This is a genomic window from Nocardia exalbida NBRC 100660 (genome assembly GCF_000308575.1).
In the GTDB taxonomy this organism is placed as follows: domain Bacteria; phylum Actinomycetota; class Actinomycetes; order Mycobacteriales; family Mycobacteriaceae; genus Nocardia; species Nocardia exalbida.
Map to the genome: position 1 here is coordinate 30,585 of NZ_BAFZ01000158.1, position 20,163 is coordinate 50,747.

The 20,163-nt window shown below is 68.5% G+C and carries 18 protein-coding genes; 11 read left to right on the forward strand and 7 right to left on the reverse strand.

Translation table 11 applies throughout. The features are described 5' to 3' along the window. Window positions 1-25 precede the first annotated feature (25 nt). Both ON29_RS30815 and ON29_RS30820 read left to right on the forward strand, forming a co-directional pair. Window positions 26-631, forward strand: coding sequence for an ABC transporter ATP-binding protein (locus tag ON29_RS30815; RefSeq protein ID WP_040871737.1), 606 nt, complete (start codon window positions 26-28; stop codon window positions 629-631). After that, window positions 628-1,473 (forward strand): ABC transporter permease, encoded by an 846-nt coding sequence (locus ON29_RS30820; RefSeq protein WP_040871709.1) that lies wholly within the window; start codon window positions 628-630, stop codon window positions 1,471-1,473. Before ON29_RS30815 ends, ON29_RS30820 begins: the two co-directional genes overlap by 4 nt. Window positions 1,474-1,511: 38 nt before the next feature. Here ON29_RS30820 and ON29_RS30825 read toward each other — a convergent pair whose 3' ends face one another. From ON29_RS30825 to ON29_RS30835, 3 genes are all read right to left on the reverse strand, one after another. Then, window positions 1,512-3,521 (reverse strand): polyprenyl synthetase family protein, encoded by a 2,010-nt coding sequence (locus ON29_RS30825; RefSeq protein ID WP_040871710.1) that lies wholly within the window; start codon window positions 3,519-3,521, stop codon window positions 1,512-1,514. 384 nt (window positions 3,522-3,905) lie between these two features. Further along, on the reverse strand, window positions 3,906-5,234 hold the full coding sequence (locus tag ON29_RS30830) for a cytochrome P450 (RefSeq protein WP_040871711.1): 1,329 nt from the start codon (window positions 5,232-5,234) through the stop codon (window positions 3,906-3,908). Window positions 5,235-5,327: 93 nt separating this feature from the next. Further along, a complete protein-coding gene (locus ON29_RS30835; protein WP_040871712.1) occupies window positions 5,328-5,675 on the reverse strand; it encodes a DoxX family protein in 348 nt (115 codons plus the stop codon). A 158-nt stretch (window positions 5,676-5,833) separates the two neighbouring features. On the opposite strand from ON29_RS30835, the gene ON29_RS30840 reads away from it, so the two are divergent. Both ON29_RS30840 and ON29_RS30845 read left to right on the forward strand, forming a co-directional pair. Next, window positions 5,834-6,673, forward strand: a complete 840-nt coding sequence (locus ON29_RS30840; protein WP_040871714.1) for a MerR family transcriptional regulator — start codon at window positions 5,834-5,836, stop codon at window positions 6,671-6,673. A 243-nt stretch (window positions 6,674-6,916) separates the two neighbouring features. Further along, window positions 6,917-8,269: an aminotransferase class I/II-fold pyridoxal phosphate-dependent enzyme gene (locus ON29_RS30845; protein ID WP_051175789.1), complete on the forward strand. Its 1,353-nt coding sequence runs from the start codon at window positions 6,917-6,919 to the stop codon at window positions 8,267-8,269. Here the strand turns inward: ON29_RS30845 and ON29_RS34165 are convergent. Genes ON29_RS34165 through ON29_RS30860 form a run of 3 tightly spaced genes read right to left on the reverse strand, consistent with a single transcriptional unit; the run spans window position 8,183 to window position 11,435 of the window. Further along, the gene (locus ON29_RS34165) at window positions 8,183-9,262 is read right to left on the reverse strand and encodes an LLM class flavin-dependent oxidoreductase (protein ID WP_051175790.1); all 1,080 of its coding nucleotides are present in this window, start codon (window positions 9,260-9,262) and stop codon (window positions 8,183-8,185) included. The two genes, ON29_RS30845 and ON29_RS34165, sit on opposite strands and share 87 nt — an antisense overlap. After that, window positions 9,259-10,563 carry an NtaA/DmoA family FMN-dependent monooxygenase gene (locus ON29_RS30855; protein ID WP_040871715.1) on the reverse strand — a complete coding sequence of 435 codons (1,305 nt, stop codon included), beginning with the start codon at window positions 10,561-10,563 and terminating at the stop codon, window positions 9,259-9,261. The genes ON29_RS34165 and ON29_RS30855 overlap by 4 nt, the downstream gene beginning before the upstream one ends. Next, window positions 10,560-11,435, reverse strand: a complete 876-nt coding sequence (locus tag ON29_RS30860; protein ID WP_051175791.1) for a sulfurtransferase — start codon at window positions 11,433-11,435, stop codon at window positions 10,560-10,562. The genes ON29_RS30855 and ON29_RS30860 overlap by 4 nt, the downstream gene beginning before the upstream one ends. 172 nt (window positions 11,436-11,607) lie before the next feature. Here ON29_RS30860 and ON29_RS30865 point away from each other — a divergent pair, with 172 nt between their 5' ends. The 7 genes from ON29_RS30865 to ON29_RS30895 are packed head-to-tail and all read left to right on the forward strand — an operon-like array spanning window position 11,608 to window position 19,328. Next, window positions 11,608-12,519 carry a sulfurtransferase gene (locus tag ON29_RS30865; RefSeq protein ID WP_040871716.1) on the forward strand — a complete coding sequence of 304 codons (912 nt, stop codon included), beginning with the start codon at window positions 11,608-11,610 and terminating at the stop codon, window positions 12,517-12,519. 6 nt (window positions 12,520-12,525) lie between these two features. Then, a complete protein-coding gene (locus tag ON29_RS30870) occupies window positions 12,526-13,473 on the forward strand; it encodes an ABC transporter permease (RefSeq protein WP_051175792.1) in 948 nt (315 codons plus the stop codon). Beyond that, the gene (locus tag ON29_RS30875; protein ID WP_040871717.1) at window positions 13,470-14,321 is read left to right on the forward strand and encodes an ABC transporter permease; all 852 of its coding nucleotides are present in this window, start codon (window positions 13,470-13,472) and stop codon (window positions 14,319-14,321) included. Before ON29_RS30870 ends, ON29_RS30875 begins: the two co-directional genes overlap by 4 nt. Continuing rightward, window positions 14,318-15,931, forward strand: coding sequence for an ATP-binding cassette domain-containing protein (locus tag ON29_RS30880; RefSeq protein WP_040871719.1), 1,614 nt, complete (start codon window positions 14,318-14,320; stop codon window positions 15,929-15,931). The genes ON29_RS30875 and ON29_RS30880 overlap by 4 nt, the downstream gene beginning before the upstream one ends. Further along, a complete protein-coding gene (locus tag ON29_RS30885) occupies window positions 15,924-17,627 on the forward strand; it encodes an ABC transporter substrate-binding protein (protein WP_040871720.1) in 1,704 nt (567 codons plus the stop codon). The genes ON29_RS30880 and ON29_RS30885 overlap by 8 nt, the downstream gene beginning before the upstream one ends. A gap of 40 nt (window positions 17,628-17,667) precedes the next feature. Continuing rightward, on the forward strand, window positions 17,668-18,666 hold the full coding sequence (locus ON29_RS30890) for an AfsA-related hotdog domain-containing protein (protein ID WP_051175793.1): 999 nt from the start codon (window positions 17,668-17,670) through the stop codon (window positions 18,664-18,666). Further along, window positions 18,663-19,328, forward strand: coding sequence for an HAD family hydrolase (locus ON29_RS30895; protein WP_040871721.1), 666 nt, complete (start codon window positions 18,663-18,665; stop codon window positions 19,326-19,328). The genes ON29_RS30890 and ON29_RS30895 overlap by 4 nt, the downstream gene beginning before the upstream one ends. Before the next feature lie 8 nt (window positions 19,329-19,336). On the opposite strand, the gene ON29_RS30900 is transcribed toward ON29_RS30895, so the two are convergent. Further along, on the reverse strand, window positions 19,337-20,163 hold an 827-nt coding region (locus tag ON29_RS30900; RefSeq protein ID WP_174371887.1), incomplete at its 5' end, for an FAD-dependent monooxygenase.

The window sequence follows — 20,163 nt, forward strand, 5'->3', positions numbered from 1 at the left end:
GATCGGCGGCGGGAAGGGGGCGTTGATGGAGGTGGAGGACGTCCACTACTCATACGGCAGACGGTCGGTGCTGCGTGGCATCGACATCGTGTTGCCTGCGGGGACGCTGGTGGGCATCGTCGGTGAGAACGGGGCGGGTAAGTCGACGCTGTTGAAGGTTTTGTCCGGAGGGTTGCGACCGGACCGGGGGAGGGTCCGGCACCGTGGGCGGTTCGGATACTGCCCTCAGCAGGTAATCCTGAACGACGCCTTCACGGTGCGTCAGCACCTGAACTTCTTCGCCGCGGCCTATGCGATCCCGGACCTGCGACGCGCCGAGGAGACCATGGAGATCTTGCGTTTCTCCGAGTATGCCGGTGAGCGGGTCGGGACGCTCAGCGGCGGCACGCGGCAAAAGCTCAATTTGACGCTGGCGGTGATGCATGATCCGCAGGTCTTGCTACTGGATGAGCCGTATCAGGGTTTCGACTGGGAGACGTATCTGCGTTTCTGGGATCTGGTCGCGGAGTTCCGTGACACCGGGCGGTCGGTTCTGGTTGTCTCGCATCTGGCTCACGACACCGACAAGCTGGATAAGGTGTGGCGGTTGCGCGACGGCGTCTTACGAGGCGGACAGGAGCAGGCCGGATGAATGATGGTGTGCGGCTGTTCGTGATCGCCACGCGCTATGCTCTCATCGAGCACGCTCGCAACCGGTTCGCCATGCTGTTGGTGGCCGTCTTCCTCCCCATATTGATCACCGTGGTCCGCGTGGCCGTCACGGACATCGAGGTGCCGTTCCGGCTTCGAGACACCGGTCTGGTTCTGCGCGCCAACGGTAACGAACTCGCTCAGGTCAGCGGCGCCCTGATGGCGGTCTCGCTGATCATAGGATTCATGATGTTCGCGGCCACTTTCAGCAGCGGCGCATTCGACCGGCGTCTCTCGATGGCCGGGTACCCCCGAGTCGCTCTGGGTTCGGCGAAGATCGCCTGCCTGGTGGTGGCCTCGGTGGTGGTTTGCGTGTACGCCACCGCGGTCATTTGCTGCTACTGGTCGCCGCGGCAGCCTGTCCTGCTCGCTGCGGCGCTTTTCGGCTCGGCGATGACTTACGGGGCGTTGGGCGTGGCCCTCGGCGCGCTGCTGCGCCGCGAGGTGGAGGGGATGTTCGCCATCGCGATGATCAGCTGTTTCGATATGGCCGTACAGAACCCCATCGCCAGTGCTGGGGCCGACAGTGATTTCGTGCGCTGGCTGCCCTCCTATGGGGCAATGCAGGCTTCGACCACGGCCGGTTTCTCCGACGCCACGCCGATGACGGGTTTCGCCGTGCAACTGGCCTGGTTCATCGCCAGCGCACTCGTCGGACTGGTCGCTTTCCATCGGCGCACCCGCTCGTCTCTTCGACCTACGATGTGGATGCGCATCCCGGCCCGATGGGGTCCGGACAACCTGCGAAGCACTGAGGAGGCGTCCCGCACGACCACACGGTGAAGGCGCGGGACATGACTCCGTTCGGCCGACTGCGGGGCTTACGAGGCGGTAGGAGCCGGTTCGGCGGCCGGGAGGTAGACCTCACGGCGCAAGCGTTCGAGATCCGGCGCCGCGGTAGCGGAGGTGTGCGTGTACCGATCGCTCTCACGCCCCCAGAGCCCCACGCTCGTGATGTTCACATACATCTCCGCGTAGTCCTTCCCCTGACCCGATAGGCCGGGAAGAACGCGCAGGAGCGCGGGAACGTAGTGGATCACCGCCTCGAGCTGAGCGCGCTGATCCGCTACTCGGCGCCGCACCTGGTCCACGGCTTCGTCGCGAGTGCAGCCGGTTTCGTGACGGACCGCCCGCACCAGGTTGTAGGGAACTCGGTCCGCCTCGTCTTGATCCAGTCCCACCAGGTCGTTCTCCACGAAGGTGACCCAGAAGGCGAGTTCCTCGAGACGGCGGATCACCGGGTGTTCGCGCAGCGTCGGCGGTAGTTCCCGGTCGTGGTACACCTCCATGCAGGCGATGGCGGTTTCGATCCCACTGGTCGACATCCGCATCGGCAGGTAGTCGGCCGTGGAAGGGATGTAGCCACTGATGCGATGGTGCGCTTCGCGTTCGGCGGCTTCGAACCACTCCTCGATGCCGTCGAGGAACCGCTTCTGCCAGCGGATGGTCCGGCCCTCGCGCAGGCGCGGCCATATGCTCGCCCACGCCGTCGCAATCGCGCCGGGCCGCCACGGTTTCTCCGGGTCCTGGCGCAGCGTTGCCACCATGCCACGTCGCAACGCGGTCACGGCTTCCGGGTCCCTCAGCTGCGGATCCTCGAAAAGGTCATCCCAGGCGAGGACCAGCACGGCCATCGCGTAGGCGGTCTGTTCACGGACCGCATTCGCTGCTGGGGCCAATGTGTGCGCAGGGATCTGGATCGCCCCTGTCCACCGGTGGTAGTCCGCCTCGGCGGAGGAGACGGCAAGGCCGGTGTCCACCAGCCAGTTCCGCAACCATCGCGCGAGTTGCGGCGCAAGCCCATTGCCATGAGTTCGAGGTGGCTGCGCCGACCGCCGGGGGACCGAGGGACCAGAAGCTCGCCGGTCGAGGATGGACCGGGCGTAGGCGATGATCGCGCGGCGAGCGCGCGGGTCGACGGGCAGAGTGGCGAGCTGACCGGCGGCCCGGTCCATGAACTCGTCGGCCACCGCCCGCGCTTCGTCCACGGCGCCGCAGGCGATGACGAGCTCGCGGGCACGCGCGGCTTGCTCGAGCGTCATTCTGCTCTGCAACAGGCGAGCAAGGCTTCGGTCGCGGGCGGCCGCGCGGATCACGGGCAGTGTGTAAATGCCCGCGGACAGGTCCGCGTTGACGGGCTTGCCCATTTCTTCGGCGGTGGAGGTCAGATCGAGGATGTCGTCATACAGCTGATAGGCCAGCCCGAAGTACCGGCCGAACTGGGCCGACGCCTCCTGCTGATCGTCGGGCCGGTCGGCCTGCATCGCGCCCACCAGGCATGCCAGCGAGAGCACCGCCGCCGTCTTGCCGTCGATCGCGTCCAGGTAGGACTGCTCGCTGCGGGAAGCCACGTGGAGGTCGGCGGCCTCGATCACCATGCCCGCGCACATCTGCTCACCGGCGATTGCCCCCGAGAGGACCTCGCGCCGACCGAGTTCGGCCAGCATGCGCACACTTGTGAGCATCACGGAGTCGCCACCCAGCACAGCCATATGCGAACCCCACACCACATTGGCACTGGGACGGCCTCGACGCTCGTATGAGTGATCGATGACGTCGTCGTGGTAGAGCGAGCCCAGATGCAGCAACTCGACGGCAGCGGCGCCGCGTACCACCCGGTCGTCGGCCGGGGCCGCGGGATCGGTGAGCAGGTAGTACGACAACAGGGTCAATGTGGGGCGGACCAGGCGGCGAGAGGTGTCCGGCCCTTCGTCTGTGAGTGCGGCCAGTTCAGGCCTACCCTCCAGCCGAACGGGTCCGAGAACGTCACGGACACGGTCCAGGTCCGCGTCCAGATGGGGGAAGACAGCCGAATCGATTTCACGTGGCACGCGGGCACTCCTGACTGGTTGCATCGGTCATCCAGAACACCGCCGATCAATGGCAATTCGACACCAGTCGACGCCGAAGATGTTGGGATCGGCCGAAATTGATGCCTGCTCCGCACTTGCGGTGCGGATCGGCCGGGCATCGGCAGTGTGCGCCGCGCATCGAACGTGGCGGCCCACGTGTGTTGGGCCTTCGCGTCGGAGAGGCTTGCGCGGGTTCACGAGTGTCGGTGTGCTGACGCACCATCGACTGCCTGAGTGCGCACAATCGCCTCGATGCCGCCGGCGCCGCGCCGCTTGATGGCCGGAGCTCACCGGCACCTGCCCGAATCCACTGGATCGAAGACTCCGTCGACGGCGAATCGGCTTGCCGCGGTACGGGTCTGATCAGCGGGGATGCAGGGTGATCCGGGCGTTGTCGGCGGGGCTGAGGCCGGTGTGATAGCGACGTGGGGGTTCGACGGGACCGGTGGCCGCACCGATGCGACGATGCTCGAGGATGGTGCGGAAGAGGATGCGCGCTTCCGCCAAGGCGAATTGGGCGCCCAGACAGCGATGCGCGCCGGCGCCGAAGGTCAGCCAGGTGCGGCCGTTCGGTGGCTCGTCGAGGAAGCGTTCAGGGCGGAAGACCATCGGGTCCGAATAATGCCGTGGTGATTCGTGAATGAGGAGAATCGGGACTATGACGATGGCCCCCTTGGGGACGTGGACGCCGTTGACCACGGTGTCGCGCAGCGCGCGCCGCCCGGTGAACGGAGACACCGGGCGGATTCGCATCGTTTCGGCCACCACGGCGTCGAGGTATGTGTCGAGCCGGGCGCAGTCGCCTGCGTCGACCGCCGCGTCGAGCTCGGCCATGGCTGCCGGGTGGGCGGCCAGCATGGCGGCGATCCAGCCGAGCGTGATCGCGGTGGTCTCGTAGGCGCCCAGCAGGATGCCACGCATATTGCGGGCCAATGCGGCGTCGTCGTGCTGATCCAGTTCGGTGCCGACATACCGCGACAGCACATCTTTCCGGCCGTTCCCGTCACCGGGCGTGGACCGGCGCGCGGCGATTTCCTCGATGATGAGGGCGTCGACCTCGGACTGGCGGCGGCTGAGCGGCGGGTAGGGCAGCGTGTAGCCACCGACCAGCGGAGTGAGCAAGGTGACGGCGAGAAAACCGCGACTTTCTATTTCCCCGAACCACCGGCTCACCGCCTGTTTCAGCCGGTCCTTGCGGGGCGGAGCCACGTCGCCGAAGACGACGCCGAGCAGCACGCCGATGGCCAAGTCGTAGCCGACCTTCAGAAATTCGAACGGTTCACCAACGGGCCAGGTCGGCAGTTCGCGCTGGACCACCTCCACCATGAGATCCTCGTAGGACCGGAGTGCCTTGCTCTGGAACGGCGGCGCGAACAGTTGACGTTCGCGGCGATGGTCGTCACCGTCGAGGAAGATCAACGTCTGCTTGCCGAACATCATGTCGTGGCTGGAGAAGCGGCTCAGCACCTGCCCGACCGAGAAGTCGTCGTGGTTGGCGAACAGTCCTCGCACATCGTCCATGTCGTACGTGACCAGCATGGTCGGAAATCCCGGCGGCGAGACGACGAACCGTTCACCGAATTCCAGCAAGGGGGATCGGTGCGTACCGGGGCGCATCAGTCCACCGATCTGCGCGATGTGGCGGGTGCGTAGCCGAGGGAGTTCACGCAGAGATATCGGGGCATGCGACATGTAGCCATCCTCGACCCGTTGCTCGGCGACTCGCAAACATGAAATCCCCGCAGTGGCAATAGATGCCGCTGCCTGCGCGCGGTGGCCCCTTCCTTACGCTGCGAAGCCCAGACCGAGCGCGACCGCGACCGGAATCAGGTAGAGCATCGGAAACGCCACGGTCTTGTACGAGCGGGCCCGCAGCACGGTGATCACCGCGCCTGCGAAGTACAGGATCAGGCCGATGGCCGCTGCGACTCCGATCGCGGGAACGAAGAGGCCGGCGATCAGCCCGAGCGCTCCAGCGGCCTTGGCCGATCCCAGTGGCGTCCACCACGATTGCGGCACGCCGTATTCCACCAGCGGGTCCACGACGAACGCGGCCCGGCGCAGCAGCGAGACCGCCGAGAAGCCGACCCAGGCGGCAGCGACGATGGTGACGACGATGTATGCAGTGTTCATGGGAATCTTCTCGGTTTCTCTTCGATAAGTCCTGGTCCGGATGGGTTCGCCGCAATGACGACGCAGCGCGCCGGGGTGTGACATCCGGAAAACCGAACCCGGTTCGGTGGTCCGCGGCGGTTGACTCTGACATCGTGTGAGGCTGCAGACTCACTCGCGTGACCGACCCCTCGAAGCTGATGTCCATCGGCCGCTTTTCCTCGTTGAGCAGGATCAGCGTGCGGATGCTGCGGCACTACGACTCGAGCGGTGTGCTGACTCCCGCCGTGGTCGATGCCAGCGGATATCGCAGGTATTCGCCGGAGCAGCTGGGTGATGCCGCCCGGATTCGGCAGCTGCGTGACGTCGGGTTCGGCGTGTCCGCCATCGGAGCCCTGCTCGCCGTGTTCGGCACTCCCGCGTATGCCGATGCGCTGCGATTGCAGCGCCGGGCACTCGTGGACGAGGCCGCCTCGGCCAGGCATCGGCTGGCCCTCATCGAGCGCATGCTCGACCGGAACGAACTGGAGAACACCTTGTCCGACATCGAGGTTGAATTGATCGACATCCCCGCGCAGACGCTGGTGACGCTGCGGGGGACGGTGGAAAACTACGCCGCCGAGGGGGACCTGTGGGAGCGATTCATGCCCGAGCTCCAGCGGCAGAACATCGCGATCACGGGTGCGGGCGGCTGTATCGAACACGACGGGGAATTCCGGGAAGCCGATGTCGACGAATCGGTTTTCGTGGAGACCGCCGCAGGTGTCGAAGCCACAGACCCGCTCGTGGCGCTGCACTTCCCGGGTCGCCGCGCGGTGTGCGCGACCGTGACCGGACCGTTCGCCGAGATGATCCCGCAAGCACACGATCGAATCGCGGCCTTCATCGATGACAAGGGTCTGCGGATCGCTCGTACCGACGACGACGTCTCGACCCACCATTTCAACGTCTATCGCAACGACTGCAGCCAGGTGCCGGAGTCGGAGGCGATGATCTCGGTGACCGTCCCGGTCCTGTGAGCACATCCTCGCCTCATCGCCGTTGGTCGACTGTCGCGGCACGGGTGGCTCGGCGGGTGTGACAGTGGCGGTGACCGGCGGTGTCCGCGGACTGCTCGACGCGGTGGCGGGAAAGCACGGCTGATCCGCCGGTCGCTCCGGAGTCGCTGGACGGCTGGATACATATATCGAGCAACCGGGAACAAACCGGTTTGCTGGATACATATATTCTCCGTACGGGTGGCGACGACGAGCGGAGTGTCAGTGACGGAGCCGGATTCTGCACTGCTGGTGCGGGCGCTGCAGGCCGATGCTTCGCACACCCCCGAGTCGGTCCGCGCGGTGACCGCCCGGTTGATCCGGGACGGTGCGCTCACCGCGGGTGCGCGCTTGCCGACTATTCGCGAGGTTGCCCGGCGCTGCGGGCTGAGTACGCGCACGGTTGTCGCCGCGTGGAGCGCGCTGCGCGAGGAAGGCCTGATCACCACCAATCGACGTGGTGGCACGGTGGTAGTCGCGCTCGAGGAGGTCCCGGCGGGCCGTGCGCTCGCGGCCCGCGACCTGCTGACCGGAAGTCCGGACTACGCATTGCAACCCGATCTGGCACCCGCCATGCTGGCCGGATTGCACACCGATCAGCTCAACCGACCCGGGCGTGACTACATCACCGATCGGCTGCGCGAAGCCGTCGTCGACGGCTGGCCGTTCGCGGCCGAGGCCTTCGCCGCGGCGGGCGGCGGTTCGGAGGGTTTGTTCCTCGCGGTGGACGCCGCCGCACCCGCGGGTTCCCTTGTCGCCGTGGAGGAGCCGGTGATGCCGGGCTTCCTCGACACCCTGGCGGAGGTCGGGTACGAGGTGCTCGGTATCGAATCCGACGAACAGGGGGCGCTGCCCGACGCGCTGGCGGCAGTGCTGCGGCGGCAGCCGTCGGCGGTGGTGCTCCAGCCGGAGGGCGGGTACGCGATGGGTGGCGCGCTGTCGCAGGACCGCGCCACGGAGTTGGCCGCCGTGCTCGCCGCGGCGGAGCAGGTGCCCTGGATCGTCGAGGACGACGCGGTGGGGCCGCTGGCCCTGGCGCAGGCGCCCTCGCTCGGCCGCTGGTTCCCGCGCCGCAGCGTGCGGGTGCGCAGCTATTGCAAGGCCTACGGCATGGACATTCGGACCTGTGTTATCGGCGGCAGCGCCGAATTGGTCGACCGGGCCATTCGTGCCCGGGTCCACGGCATCGCCGCCAACAGCCGGATCTTGCAGAACGCCTTGGCGCACCTCATCATCGACCCGGCGACCGCCGCACTGATCGATACCGCCCGCGATCGCTATACCGCCCGTCGGGAAGGGCTGCTCGCGGCGTTGCGCGAGCGCGGCGTCACCGCGTGTTCCGGTGTGAACAGCCTGGTGGTGTGGGTGGAGGTCGCCGATGAACAGGCGGCGCTGCTCGAGCTGGCCCGGCACGGGATCGTCGTCGGATCGGGGGCGAAATCGTATGTGGCACCGCCGCGTCCGGGCGTGATGCGCGTCGCGGTGCCGCAGCTACCCGATGCGACCGCCGGGCTCGCCGAACTCGCCGGCCTGCTCGCCGAGGCCGCGGGTGCCACGCATCGGGAGTTCCTGGACTAGCGGACGGGCCGCGGATGCAGCCGCGGGGGCTATCCCGGTGCTGACGCGGTGCAGGCATTCCGCGTATCGGGGATGGCCGACCGCGAGAGGAATGTGGAACAGCACTTCGGTGGCGGCGGCGAGGCCCCGGTCCTCGCGCAGCTGTTCGACGATCTGCTCGGCGGTTCCGATCCGGATGCGGTTGTCCGTGAGGAATCGTCGCCGGTCGGCGGCGCTCGGCAGCTCCGGGTAGTAGGCCGGGCTCAGTCGGATGTCGGTGTCGAGCAGGTCGAGCGCGTCACGTTCGCTGTCACCGGGCAGCACCGTGACAGTCGACCCGACGCGCGGTGTGCCGCGGCAAGAGGACAGATAGGCGTCGACGAGCTCGGCGACATCGCCACCGGCGCGCGCCTGGGAGTTGCCGTGCGGAAGGAGTCCGTCGCCCGCCGCGCCCGCGCGCCGCGCGGTGTCGATGTTGCCGGTGGACTGCCAGATCCGGGAACGCAGGGTGCCCGGTGGCGGATACAGGGCGATGTCGTCGGTGACGCGGCCGTAGGCCAATAGACGCCGCAGCGCGGCCATCCGGTCGGCGTACAGCGCCTCCCGGTCGGTGTCGGGAACACCGAATCCGATATAGCTGGAGGCGGAGTGGCCGAATCCGAGGCCCTTGCCGACACCGAGTTCGAGCCGTCCGCCGCTGAGCGCGTCGGTGACCACCGCGTCCTCCGCCAGACGCACCGGATGTTCGAACGGCAGTGCCACCACGCCGGTGCCGAGCCGGATCGTTGTGGTGTGCTGGGCGACCGCGGCGACGAACGGGAAGACGGCGGGCAGTGCGGCGTGATGGGCCTCGAAATGCCGGGTCGCGAACCAGAGGGCGCCGAAGCCGAGTTGTTCGGCACGCGTGCCGATGTCGATGGTCTGCCGGTAGACCTCGGCGACCGGCGGACCGCTGCGCAACTGCACGAACAACGACGGCGCGCTGATCGCCGCTGACGACGACGAAGTGATCACAGCCGGTAATGCCCTCTCAGGGTGGTGGTGTCGTATTCGGTGCGGAAGATGCCGCGCCTACGCAGCAGCGGGACGACATGATCGACGAAATCGGCCAGCCCGCTGGGCAATTCGTCGATCATCACATTGAATCCGTCGACGGCGCCCGCCGAGAACCAGTCCGCGATGAATCCGGCCACCTGCTCCGGGCCGCCGACCACCTTGGCGTGCACACTGCCCGAGGCCAGCAGGCGCGCCGCGCCACGCGTGTCCGCGCCACTGGAGCGCACGTACTCGAGCAGTACCGCGCGCTGTCCGCGTGACCCCCCGTCGGTGTTCTCGTCGGGAATCCTCTCCCACGGGAACGGCGCGTTCAGGTCGAGATCGGCGGGGTCGAGGCCGAGCCGTTCGGCGAGGTTGACCAGTTGGACCTCGTCGGGAATGAGGTCGATGAGCTCGCGTTCGCGTCGCCGGGCCGCGGCTTCGGAATCGGCGAGCACGACGATCAGTCCCGGCAACAGCTTCACACTGTCGGGAGCGCGCCCGGCGTCGGCGGCCCGACGCCGGAGCTCGATGCGGCGCTGCGCCGCCGACCCGGGATCGACGTGTGCGGAGTAGACGGCGTCCGCTGTCCTCGCACCCAGTTCCACGCCGTGGGTGGAGGCGCCCGCCTGGATCAGCACCGGCCTACCGTGGGTCAGCGGCGGTGCCTTCAACGGCCCGGCCACCCGGAAGAACTTGCCGTCGTGGTCGATCGACCGGACCGCCGCCGGGTCGAGGTAGCGGCCGGTCGCCTTGTCACCGACGATCGCGTCGGCGGGCGCCGAATCCCACAGCGCGGTCACCACGTCGAGGAATTCGGCGGCGCGGGCGTACCGTTCGGACTTCGGCGGGGCCTGGCTCAGGGAATAGTTGCGGGCCGCGGCGTCGCCGCCGGTGACGACGTAGTTCCAGCCCACCCGGCCACCGGACACCGCCGACAGCGCGGCGAACGAGCGCGCCAGATTGTAGGGGTCGTTGTAGGAGGTCGTGGCGGTGACGATCAGGCCGATGTGGCTGGTATGCGCGGCCAGCACGGATTGGGCGATGAACGGGTCGAGCAGCCGGCTGGGCGCGGTCCAGTCCTTGGCCTGGATGTCCGGTGAGTCGGCCAGGAACACGGCATCGAGCAGTCCGCGTTCGGCGGTGCGCGCCACGTCGAGGTAGTGCTCGATCCCGACGAAGTGCGCCGCGGGTTGTTCGGCGCGCCGCCACGGGCTGCCGAGGGCGCCGCCGGGTATCAGGTTGGCGTTGAGGATGACATGTCGTGGCTGGGCGGTCATGGCGGATCTCCGGGGATCAGGGTGAGGGGATGGGGGTCGGGCGCGGGGGAGTCGCCGCGGACGAGGGGTCGTGCCGGGTCGGCGGTCCACTGCGAGAGCGAGCCGGGATACAGGGCGATCTCGATGCCGAGTGTGGTGAGGACGAAGACCTGGAGGGCCGCGGCCATCCCGCTGCCGCAGTGGGTGGCGGCGGGCTTCGCGGGGCCGAGGCCGAGGCGGCGATAGCGCGTACGCAGGGTGTGTTCGTCGCGGAGCAGTCCGTACTCGTCGAAGTCGTCGAAGACCGGCGCGTTGACGGCATCGGGGATGTGACCGGCGAACGCGCCCTCGCCGCGATAGTGGCTGTGGGGGCGGGCATCGAGGAGGATGCCGCGTGCGGGCAGCGTCGCCACGGCGGCGGTGCCGACCACGGGAAGTCCGCCGGGCCGCGCGGACACGGTTCCCGCCGTGACGGTTTCGGTGCCCGAGACGATGGGGCCGCCTGCCGCGCGCCACGCCCGCAGCCCACCGTCGAGGAGCCGGACGTCGGTCAGTCCCGCCCAGCGCAGGACCCACCAGGCGCGGGCGGCGGGTACCGAGCGGGAGTCGTCGTAGACCACCACGGTGCTGTCGGCACGGATGCCCCAGCTCCGCAGCGCGGTGGTGAGTGGTCCGGCTTCCGGCAGCGGGCGGGCGCCGGAGCACGCGGTGGCGGTACCCGCCAGGTCGGCGTCGACGTCGACGAACCGCGCTCCGGGCAGGTGCCCGCGCCGGAATGCGTTGGGGTCGGGCCCGCCTGCGCCGACCCGGACGTCGAGCAGCACCAGCTGTTCGGGTGGGTCGTCACGCAAGTTGCTCGCGGAGATGAGGTGGGCGGCACGGGCCCCGGACATCGCGATCCTTTCGACGCTCGGACTATGCGCGGTGCCGAGGATATGTATCCCGAGGCGGTGGAAACATAATTCGGGTCTGCGTGACTTTTTGTGTTCACAGTATCGCGGTGCGGCTCATATGTTTTCACCGCCGAGGTCGCCCGACCCGGCACATATCAGCGAGAGGGCTGCTATGGGAGACGTCCTGACGAGCCGAGTCGTCGACGCCGAATGGTTGCGGACCCGTCTCTCGGACCCCGGCGTCATCGTCATCGAGGTGACCAACACGCCGGGTGCCGAGTCGGACCGGAGCACTATCGAGGGCGCGCGCACCGTTTACTGGAAAGATCTGCTCTGGCACCACTCGCGCCGGGAATTCCCCGCGGCACCGGTCCTGGTCGATCGTCTGCACGCACTCGGTGCCGATGCCGAGTCGACGGTGGTCTTCGCGGGCGAGCCGACGCAATTCGCCGCGTACGCCATCTGGGTGGCCGCGGCGGTGGGGATCGGTGGTGACCTGCGCTATCTGGACGGCGGATTGCCCGCGTGGCGCGCCACCGAAGCCGCGAACGGCACCGCGTCGAACGCCTCCGCTGCCGCACCGATCGAACGCGCCGCCGATGCGGCCGAGCCCACCGGCGATGCGCAGGCCTCCGCGTCGCCGGAGCCGCTGCCCCGGGTGGCGCCGCGCCACGACGAAATCGTCGTCGGCCGGGACGAGGTCCGCGCGGCCCTCGGATCGTCCGTCGCCATCCTGGATCTGCGCTCACCGGAGGAGTATTCGGGTCTGCGGGTGTCCCCGCTCACCGAGCCGATAGATCACGGTGCCGAACGGGCGGGACGGATTCCGGGCGCGCGGAGCCTGCCCGCGCAGGATCTGCTCGACGAGCGCGGACTGCTGCGACCGGTATCCGAACTTCGGGAGCGGGTGGCCGAGCTCGGCATCGACGGTGCCGAGCAGATCATCGCCTACTGCCGGCTCTCACATCGCGCCGCGCTGGGCTGGCTGGTGTTCACCGACCTGCTCGACGATCACCGGGTCCGCGTCTACGACGGATCCTGGACCGAATGGGGCAGCTTGGTCGGCGCGCCCATCGAGGACTGATCCGCGATGAATCCACACCGGCGCAAAGTGTTCGGCCGCATCGCGGGCGTGGTCCTGTCCGCGGTGGCGATGATGTGGGCCGCGGTCACCCTGGCGTTCCTGGCCGTGCACATCGCCCCCGGCGATCCGGTCACCGCGATCATGGGGGAGTCCAGCGATCCTGGACTGCGCGCGCGGATCGAACAGGATTGGGGTCTGGACCGCCCGCTGCTCGTGCAGTACGGGCACCACCTCGGACGGCTGCTGCACGGCGATCTCGGCTACTCATACGTGCGCGGCGAACCCGTGACCGGCATCGTGTTCGGCGAACAATTGGGCAGCAGCGCCCAGCTCGCCGGATTCGCCCTGCTCCTCGCGGTCGTCCTCGCGCCGCTGCTGGCCGTGCTCACCGCGGGCAGGCGCGATGTACTCAGCCGGTCGATCACCACCGCCGAGATCGTGGTGGCCTCCGCGCCGCCCTTCTGGACCGGGCTGCTGTTGATCTGGATCTTCGCCTTCACGCTGAAGGTGCTGCCGGTGACCGTGGGCAACGAATTCCAGCGTCTGATACTCCCGGCCGTCACCCTGGCGCTGCCCATCGCCGCGGTGCTGGCCCAGGTCATGCGGGAGGGGATCGAGCGCGCGCTCGAGCAGCCGTTCGCGCTGACCGCCCGATCGCGTGGCATCGGCGCCACCCGCCTGCGCCTGCGACACGGACTGCGGCACTCGCTGATCCCGGCCGCGACCCTGGCCGGCTGGGCCGTGAGCGGATTGCTCACCGGGACCGTCGTCGTCGAGGAGGTCTTCGGCCGCTCCGGCGTGGGACGGGCGACAGTCGAGGCCGTCGGCTATTCCGATGTTCCCGTGGTGCTCGGTGTCGCGCTGCTGTCGGCCGCCGTCTATCTGATCGTCACGGTCGTCGTCGACATCGCCTATCTCTGGATCGATCCGCGCCTGCAGGAGGCCTCCGCATGACGACAGCCATTCTGCGGCAACGCTTCGCCCTCCCGGTGTCCCACCGTCCCGTCGCCGTCTTGATCGCAGGCGCGGTGCTGATTCTCGCGGGGCTCGCCGCCCTCGTGCCCACCCTGCTCGCCTCCGGCGACCCGCTGCAAACCGATTTGGTCGCCGCGCATCGGCCGCCGTCGCTGTCGCATCCGTTCGGCACCGATCAACTGGGCCGTGACGTGTTCACCCGTGTCGTGCACGGCGCCCGGTTGTCGCTGTTCATCGGGGTGTCGGCGACGGCACTCGCGGGGGTGATCGGCGTGAGTGCCGGGCTGGCGGCAGGAATCGGTGGCCGAGTCGCGGACGCCATCGCCTCGCGCGCCTTCGATCTGCTCGGCGCGTTCCCCGAGGTGTTGCTGGCCCTGGTGCTCATCACCTTCACCGGCACCGGAACGGGCAATCTCGTTCTGGCCCTCGGCCTCGCCGCGGCGCCGAGATTCGCCAGGGTGATGCGGGCGGAAACCCGGGCGGTGCGCGCCGCCGACCATGTCGCGCAGGCGCGACTGCTGACCCGGTCACGCGCGCGGATCGTCGTTCGCCACATCCTGCCGAACGCGTTGCGGTCGCTGCCGGTTGTGGTCACCCTCGGCCTCGGGACCAGCATTCTCGGCGCCGCCGCCTTGAGTTTCCTCGGCTTCGGCCCGCAACCTCCGGACCCGGAGTGGGGTTCCATGCTCGCCGAGGCGCACGGCGACCTGCGTATCGCGTGGTGGTCGGTCGCCTTCCCCGGTGCCGCCGTCACGGTCGTGGTCCTGGCCACCACGGTGCTCGGCCGGCACGTCGGCCACCGCTTCGAACGAAGGGCACAGCCATGACGCTCACCGCCGCCGCCGTACCGAGCGCGGACACCGTGACCGACACCGTGCTGAGTGTGCGGAACCTGCGCGTGGGTTTCCCCGGGAACGCGGGCGATGTCGTCGAAGGCGTCGGCTTCGACCTGTGGCGCGGCGAGATCCTCGCCATCGTCGGCGAATCGGGTTCGGGCAAATCGGTGACCACACGCAGCCTCGTCGGTCTCGCGGGGGCAGGCGCCCGGGTGCGTGCCGACCGGTTCGAGTTGTTCGGCACCCCGGCCCTCGGACTGAGCGAACGGCAGTGGCGTGGGATCCGGGGCGCCCGGATAGGACTGGTGTTCCAGGACGCGCTCGTCGCGCTCGATCCGCTGCGCACCATCGCCGACGAGATGGCGGAAGCGTTGCGCGCGACACCGCGCTCCGGCCGCGCGGCCCGCATCGACGAGCTGCTGATCTCGGTGGGGATCGCCGATCCCGAGGTGCGCAAGCGGCAACGGCCGTTCCAGCTGTCGGGCGGTCAGCGCCAGCGCGCGCTGATCGCCTCCGCCCTCGCGGGTGACCCGGACATCCTCATCGCCGACGAACCGACCACGGCGCTCGATGTGACGGTTCAGGCGCAGGTGCTCGACCTGCTGGTCCGGCAGGTCGCGGGCGGGCGATCGATGATCCTGGTGAGCCACGATCTGGCGGTGGTGGCCTCGGTGGCCGATCGCATCCTGGTGATGAAAGCGGGGCGCGTCGTCGAGCAGGGGCCCGCAGAGCAGGTCATCGGTGATCCGCGGCACGCGTACACCAGGGCATTGATCGCCGCGGTGCCGCGGGGCCGGGCGGGCGCACCGCCGTCACGTTCGGGCGCACCGATCTTCACCGCGAGCGCGCTGACCAAGGCGTATCGGGTGCGGGGCCGTGCGGTGCCCGCGGTCGCCGATATCGGCTTCGAGGTCAGGGCCGGTGAGGTGCTCGGCGTGGTCGGTGAATCCGGTTCGGGTAAGTCGACGGTGGCGAAGATGATCACCGGGCTGATCGAGCCGGACGGCGGCGAGATGCGTTTCGCCGGAGCGCCGTTGACGCCGCGCACTCGCCGTCCCGGCCGGATCGGGCTGGTCGCGCAGGATTCGACCGGATCCTTCGATCCCCGCTACCGGGTGGGCGAGATCATCGGCGAGAGCGTCGCCCTGCGGGTCGGCCGGCGCGAGCGGCGCGCCGAGGTGATGGGTCTGCTCGACGCGGTGCGCCTGCCGGCCGACAGCATCGATCGTCACCCCCGCGAACTGTCGGGCGGACAGCGTCAGCGCGTCAATATCGCCAGGGCGCTGGGCAGCAGGCCGGAATTGGTGGTCTGCGACGAGCCGGTGTCGGCACTCGACATCTCGGTACAGGCCCAGATCCTCGAACTGATCGCCGAACTCGCGCGCGAGCGCGGGGTCGGCGTCATCTTCATCTCCCACGATCTCGCCGTCGTCCGGCAGATCTGTCACCGCCTGCTCGTCCTGCACGGCGGCGTGATCGTCGAAACAGGTTCGTCCGACGATGTTTTCACGGCGCCGACCTCCCCGTACACCCGTTCCCTGCTCGATTCCGTGCCGCGCCTGGCGGTACCGGACCCCACGGAAAGACCCTCGCGTGCGTAATCGCCTCACTCGACTGTTCACCGCACTGGCCGTCGGCATCGTCCTGTCCGCGGGCGCCTGCGCCTCGGACCCCGAACCCGGCAGCGGCCGGGGCGGACCCACCTCACCGGCACAGCCGGGCGGCACCTTCACCATCGCCTTGCCGTCCTATCCGACACGCGGCCTCAATCCCCATGTCGGCGCGGCTTTCGACGCCTCCCAGGTGCTGCGCAACAGCTATGACAGTCTCATCGCCGAAGACCGCGACGAAAAGTTCCACCCGTGGCTCGCCTCCGAGTGGACCGTTTCCCCCGACGGCACGGTGTACGAATTCACGCTGCGCCGGGACGTGACATTCCACAACGGAGAGAAGTTCGACGCCGCCGCGGTCAAGGCGAACATCGATGTGCTGAGAAATCCGGACACCCCGTCCTGGACGGTGCTCGGTCTCCTGCAGTACTCGAGCGTCAGCGCGGTCGACGTGCTCGATCCCTACAAGGTGCGGATCACGCTGAGCACACCCCGCGCGGACTTCCTGTCCACCCTCGCCGGACTCAGCGGCGCCATCGTGGCTCCCAGCACGCTGAACGTCGGCAAGGAGACCCTCACCAGCGGAATCGGGCTGGTGGGTTCGGGTCCGTTCATCCTGGACAAGGCGGTCCAGGGGCAAGAACTGCGCTTCCACCGGAATCCCGACTACCGGTGGGGTCCCGCCACCGCCGCGCATCAGGGTGCCGCGTACGTGGACGATCTCGTCGTCGAGTACATCCCCGAGGCCTCCACCCGCGCGGGCCTGCTGCGCAGCGGCGAGGTCGACGCGATCGGCACGGTCAAGGCCACCGACATCTCCCTGTTCGACGGGATCGACGGATTCCAGTACGAACAGATCGGCTCGTCGGCCGCGCCCACGGTGATCATGCTCAATCTCACCAACGGCCCGACCACGGACGTGCGGGTGCGGCGCGCCATCGCCGGTGGCGTCGACATCGCCGCGGTGGTGGACAGTCTGACCAGGGGTTCCCAGCAGCGCGCCTGGAGTCTCATCTCTCCGGACAGCGCCTATTACGACGCCAAGTACGAGACGAAGGGCAAACCCGATGTCGCCGCCGCCCGGGCCCTGCTCGATCAGGCGGGGTGGACCGGCAAGGACGCCGACGGCTACCGCACCGACGCGGCGGGACAGCGCCTGACCATCCGTCTGCTCGCCACCACGCCGACCTATCCGGAAGACGATTTCCTGAAGGCCTGGCAGGCCGAGCTGCGCCAGAACCTCGGGATCCGGGTCGACCTGCAGTTCGTCGAGAACGCCCAGGTCTACGATCTGCTGGCCCGCAACCAGTACGAGGCGTTCCCACGTCAGGTCGGCGGACTCGACCTGTCGCTGCAATTCAACCGCGCCTACGGCTCCACCACACCCGATCTGAAGTACGGGCAGATCGACGGCATCACCCTCGGTTCGATCGTCGCGGGCGCCAAACTCGCCGACCCGCAGGTGGACCGGTGGCTCATCGAAGCGACGAAGGCGACCGACCCGCAACAGCGCAAGCAGCTGTTCGACACCATCACCGCGCACCTGCTCGACAACGCCGTGGCGATCCCGCTCTACACCGACCGCAACAGTGTCGCGGCGAGTTCCGCGATCCACAACGTGACCGCACTGTTCGACCCGCCCCGCAACACCGTCAATGCCTGGGCATACGACATCGCCGTCCGCTGACCAGTCTGCCGCCAACCCCTCGTTCCAGGAAGGCTCGATCATGACCGCCGCAACCCAAACCCTGACCTTCGATCGCAATATCCCGCGAGGCATCGTGCACCGGGAATCGATCGCCGAGGTCTTCCTCACCGACGCGCAGCCGATACCCGACGGTGCGGTGTTCGCCGCTCAATTACCCCGCAACCACTCGTATTTCAGTGACCATCGGGGTACCGCGACCACGTACGATCCGCTCCTGCTCATCGAGGTGTTCCGGCAGGTCGCGATCTATTACGCGCACACCTTCCTCGGGGTGGCGCGCGCGGAGAAGTTCATCTTCGGTTCGGCGGATTTCACCATCGCCGACCCCGACACCCTGCGGATCGGCAACTGCCCGGGGCACTGCGTCATCGAGGCGCGGGTGATCGGCGAGAAGCGCCGTGACGATCAGATCATCGGCCTGTCGCTCGAGATGGTCGCCGAGATCGAGGGCAGGGAAGCCGCACGGGAGGTGATGGTCTACCAGTGGATGCCCGCCGCGGTGTGGAACCGGATCAGGGTGCGCGGGCGCGAAGCGCTGGGTTTGCCCGCCCAGCACGTGATTCCGGGGCAAGTGCCGGTCGCGCGAATGCGGCCGGGTTCGGTCGGCAGGCACAACCCGCGCAATGCGATCCTGGCGAATCCGGTGCTGTCGGGCAGGCACGAGCTGACGGCGCTGACCATCATCGACACCGACCATCCCTCCCTGTTCGATCATGCCCTCGATCATGTTCCCGGCATGTTGCAGTTCGAAGCGGCCCGGCAGGTCGCGATGGCAGCCGCGAACGCCGTCCTCGGCTTGGACACCAGCCGCATGGTGATGCAGCGGCTCGGGATCGAGTTCACCAAGTTCGGTGAATTCGAGCGTGAGACCATCGCCAGGGCCACCGTCGCTGCGCTTCCCGGTGCGGGTGGCGGCGTGCGGGCGCAGGTGGACCTGTCCCAGGGCGCGGATGTGATCGCCGTCGGCGAGGTGGAACTGCGCTTCCGACCGGCCGACGTCGGGACGATGGTCCAGTGACCGCCGTGAAGACGGCGGGGCCGTTCGTCTGGTTCGATTTCGGCGGGGTGCTCTCACCGCCGCTCGACGACCTCTTCGAGCGCTACGAGGAGGTCGCGGGCATCGCGCCCGACCTGCTGAAGTTCGCCATCGCCGAGGTGGGCGCCGAATACGGGCTCGCGCCGCTGGCGCCGATCGAACTGGCGCTGCTCGACGAACGCGAGTGGGTCGGCAAGCTGCACGCCGTGCTCAGGGCCAAACAACCCGAGATCGACCTCTCGCGCAGCGAACCCGATTTCGGCAGGCAGTGGTTCGCCGGACACCGGGCCAACAGCGCGGTTCGCGACTTCGCGATCGAGCTGGCCGAGGGCGGTACCCGGGTCGGGGTGCTCAGCAACAATGTCGTCGAGTGGGAGCCCTACTGGCGCGCCATGATCGATCTGGACGGGGTCTTGAGCGCCCTGATCGATTCGTGCAAGGTCGGGGTCCGCAAACCCGATCCGGAGATCTTCGCCCTGGCCGCCGAGCAGGCGGGCGTCGCCTCCGGCCAGTGCCTGCTGATCGATGACCTCGCCGAGAACTGCGCCGCGGCAAGGCAATCCGGATGGCAGGCAGTGCAGTTCCGGGATGCCGGGCAGGCGATCGCCGAGGTGCGCGAGGCGCTGGAACGATGGCCGGGCTGAGCGCCGTCTCACCAGGTGCCGGCAAGGTAGCCGTCCGGACGGACCAACGCACGGGTCCACGCCTGGTCCGGGGTCACCTTGCCGGTCACCGTGATCGCGCCGACGGGGGCGTGCGGTACCGGGACGTGCTCGTCGGGCCGGATCGCCACGAATCGGCCCGCCCGCAGCAGTTCGGTGAGGGTCCGCACACCGCCGTCCGCCTCGGTGACCACCAGATCGTGCTGGAATCCGGACTGGAACTGGCCGCTGATGAGCTGGGCGACGGCGTCGTGGACCGCCGGGATCGCGAGCATTGCCAGCATCGCCGCACGCAGCTCGGGCTCGCGGGGGTTCATCATCCGCGATTGCAGCACGGTGTTGGCGACCACCGCGGCGGCGACGGCGACCCGTTCACGCGAGTACTCGTCGAGGACGGCGGGCCGCTCGTGTCCGGTGATCACTCGGGCCAGCCGCCAGCCCAGTGCGAACGCGTCCTGCATGCCGATGTTGAGGCCCTGGCCGCCGAGGGGATAGTGGCTGTGCGCAGCGTCGCCTGCCAGCAGCAGCCGTCCGTCCCGCAGGCGGGTGCGGTAGCGGCCGTGGTCGCTGAACCGGGTGAGGTGGCTGATCCCGCTCAGCGCGGGCGGTGCGCCGAGCACATATTCCAGGCGTTGCCGGTACTCTCGCGCGTCGGGCTCGGGTCGGTGGTCGAGGGCGCCGCTGAAATCCATGGCGATGATGCGCGCCGGTCCGTGGGGATTCGGATTGTGCAGGGTCCATCCGGACGGCGTCGGACGCCAGCCCGGCGGAATCCCGCCGTCCGGGGCCGTTACCGCCAGTCCGGCAATGGCGTTCA

What these genes read in the sequence shown, in the direction of transcription:
- ON29_RS30815 (WP_040871737.1), top strand. Translation starts at nt 26, where the DNA reads ATGGAGGTGGAGGACGTCCACTACTCATACGGCAGACGGTCGGTGCTG.
- ON29_RS30820 (WP_040871709.1), top strand. Translation starts at nt 628, where the DNA reads ATGAATGATGGTGTGCGGCTGTTCGTGATCGCCACGCGCTATGCTCTC.
- ON29_RS30830 (WP_040871711.1), bottom strand. Translation starts at nt 5,234, where the DNA reads ATGTCGCATGCCCCGATATCTCTGCGTGAACTCCCTCGGCTACGCACC.
- ON29_RS30835 (WP_040871712.1), bottom strand. Translation starts at nt 5,675, where the DNA reads ATGAACACTGCATACATCGTCGTCACCATCGTCGCTGCCGCCTGGGTC.
- ON29_RS30855 (WP_040871715.1), bottom strand. Translation starts at nt 10,563, where the DNA reads ATGACCGCCCAGCCACGACATGTCATCCTCAACGCCAACCTGATACCC.
- ON29_RS30860 (WP_051175791.1), bottom strand. Translation starts at nt 11,435, where the DNA reads ATGTCCGGGGCCCGTGCCGCCCACCTCATCTCCGCGAGCAACTTGCGT.
- ON29_RS30865 (WP_040871716.1), top strand. Translation starts at nt 11,608, where the DNA reads ATGGGAGACGTCCTGACGAGCCGAGTCGTCGACGCCGAATGGTTGCGG.
- ON29_RS30870 (WP_051175792.1), top strand. Translation starts at nt 12,526, where the DNA reads ATGAATCCACACCGGCGCAAAGTGTTCGGCCGCATCGCGGGCGTGGTC.
- ON29_RS30875 (WP_040871717.1), top strand. Translation starts at nt 13,470, where the DNA reads ATGACGACAGCCATTCTGCGGCAACGCTTCGCCCTCCCGGTGTCCCAC.
- ON29_RS30880 (WP_040871719.1), top strand. Translation starts at nt 14,318, where the DNA reads ATGACGCTCACCGCCGCCGCCGTACCGAGCGCGGACACCGTGACCGAC.
- ON29_RS30890 (WP_051175793.1), top strand. Translation starts at nt 17,668, where the DNA reads ATGACCGCCGCAACCCAAACCCTGACCTTCGATCGCAATATCCCGCGA.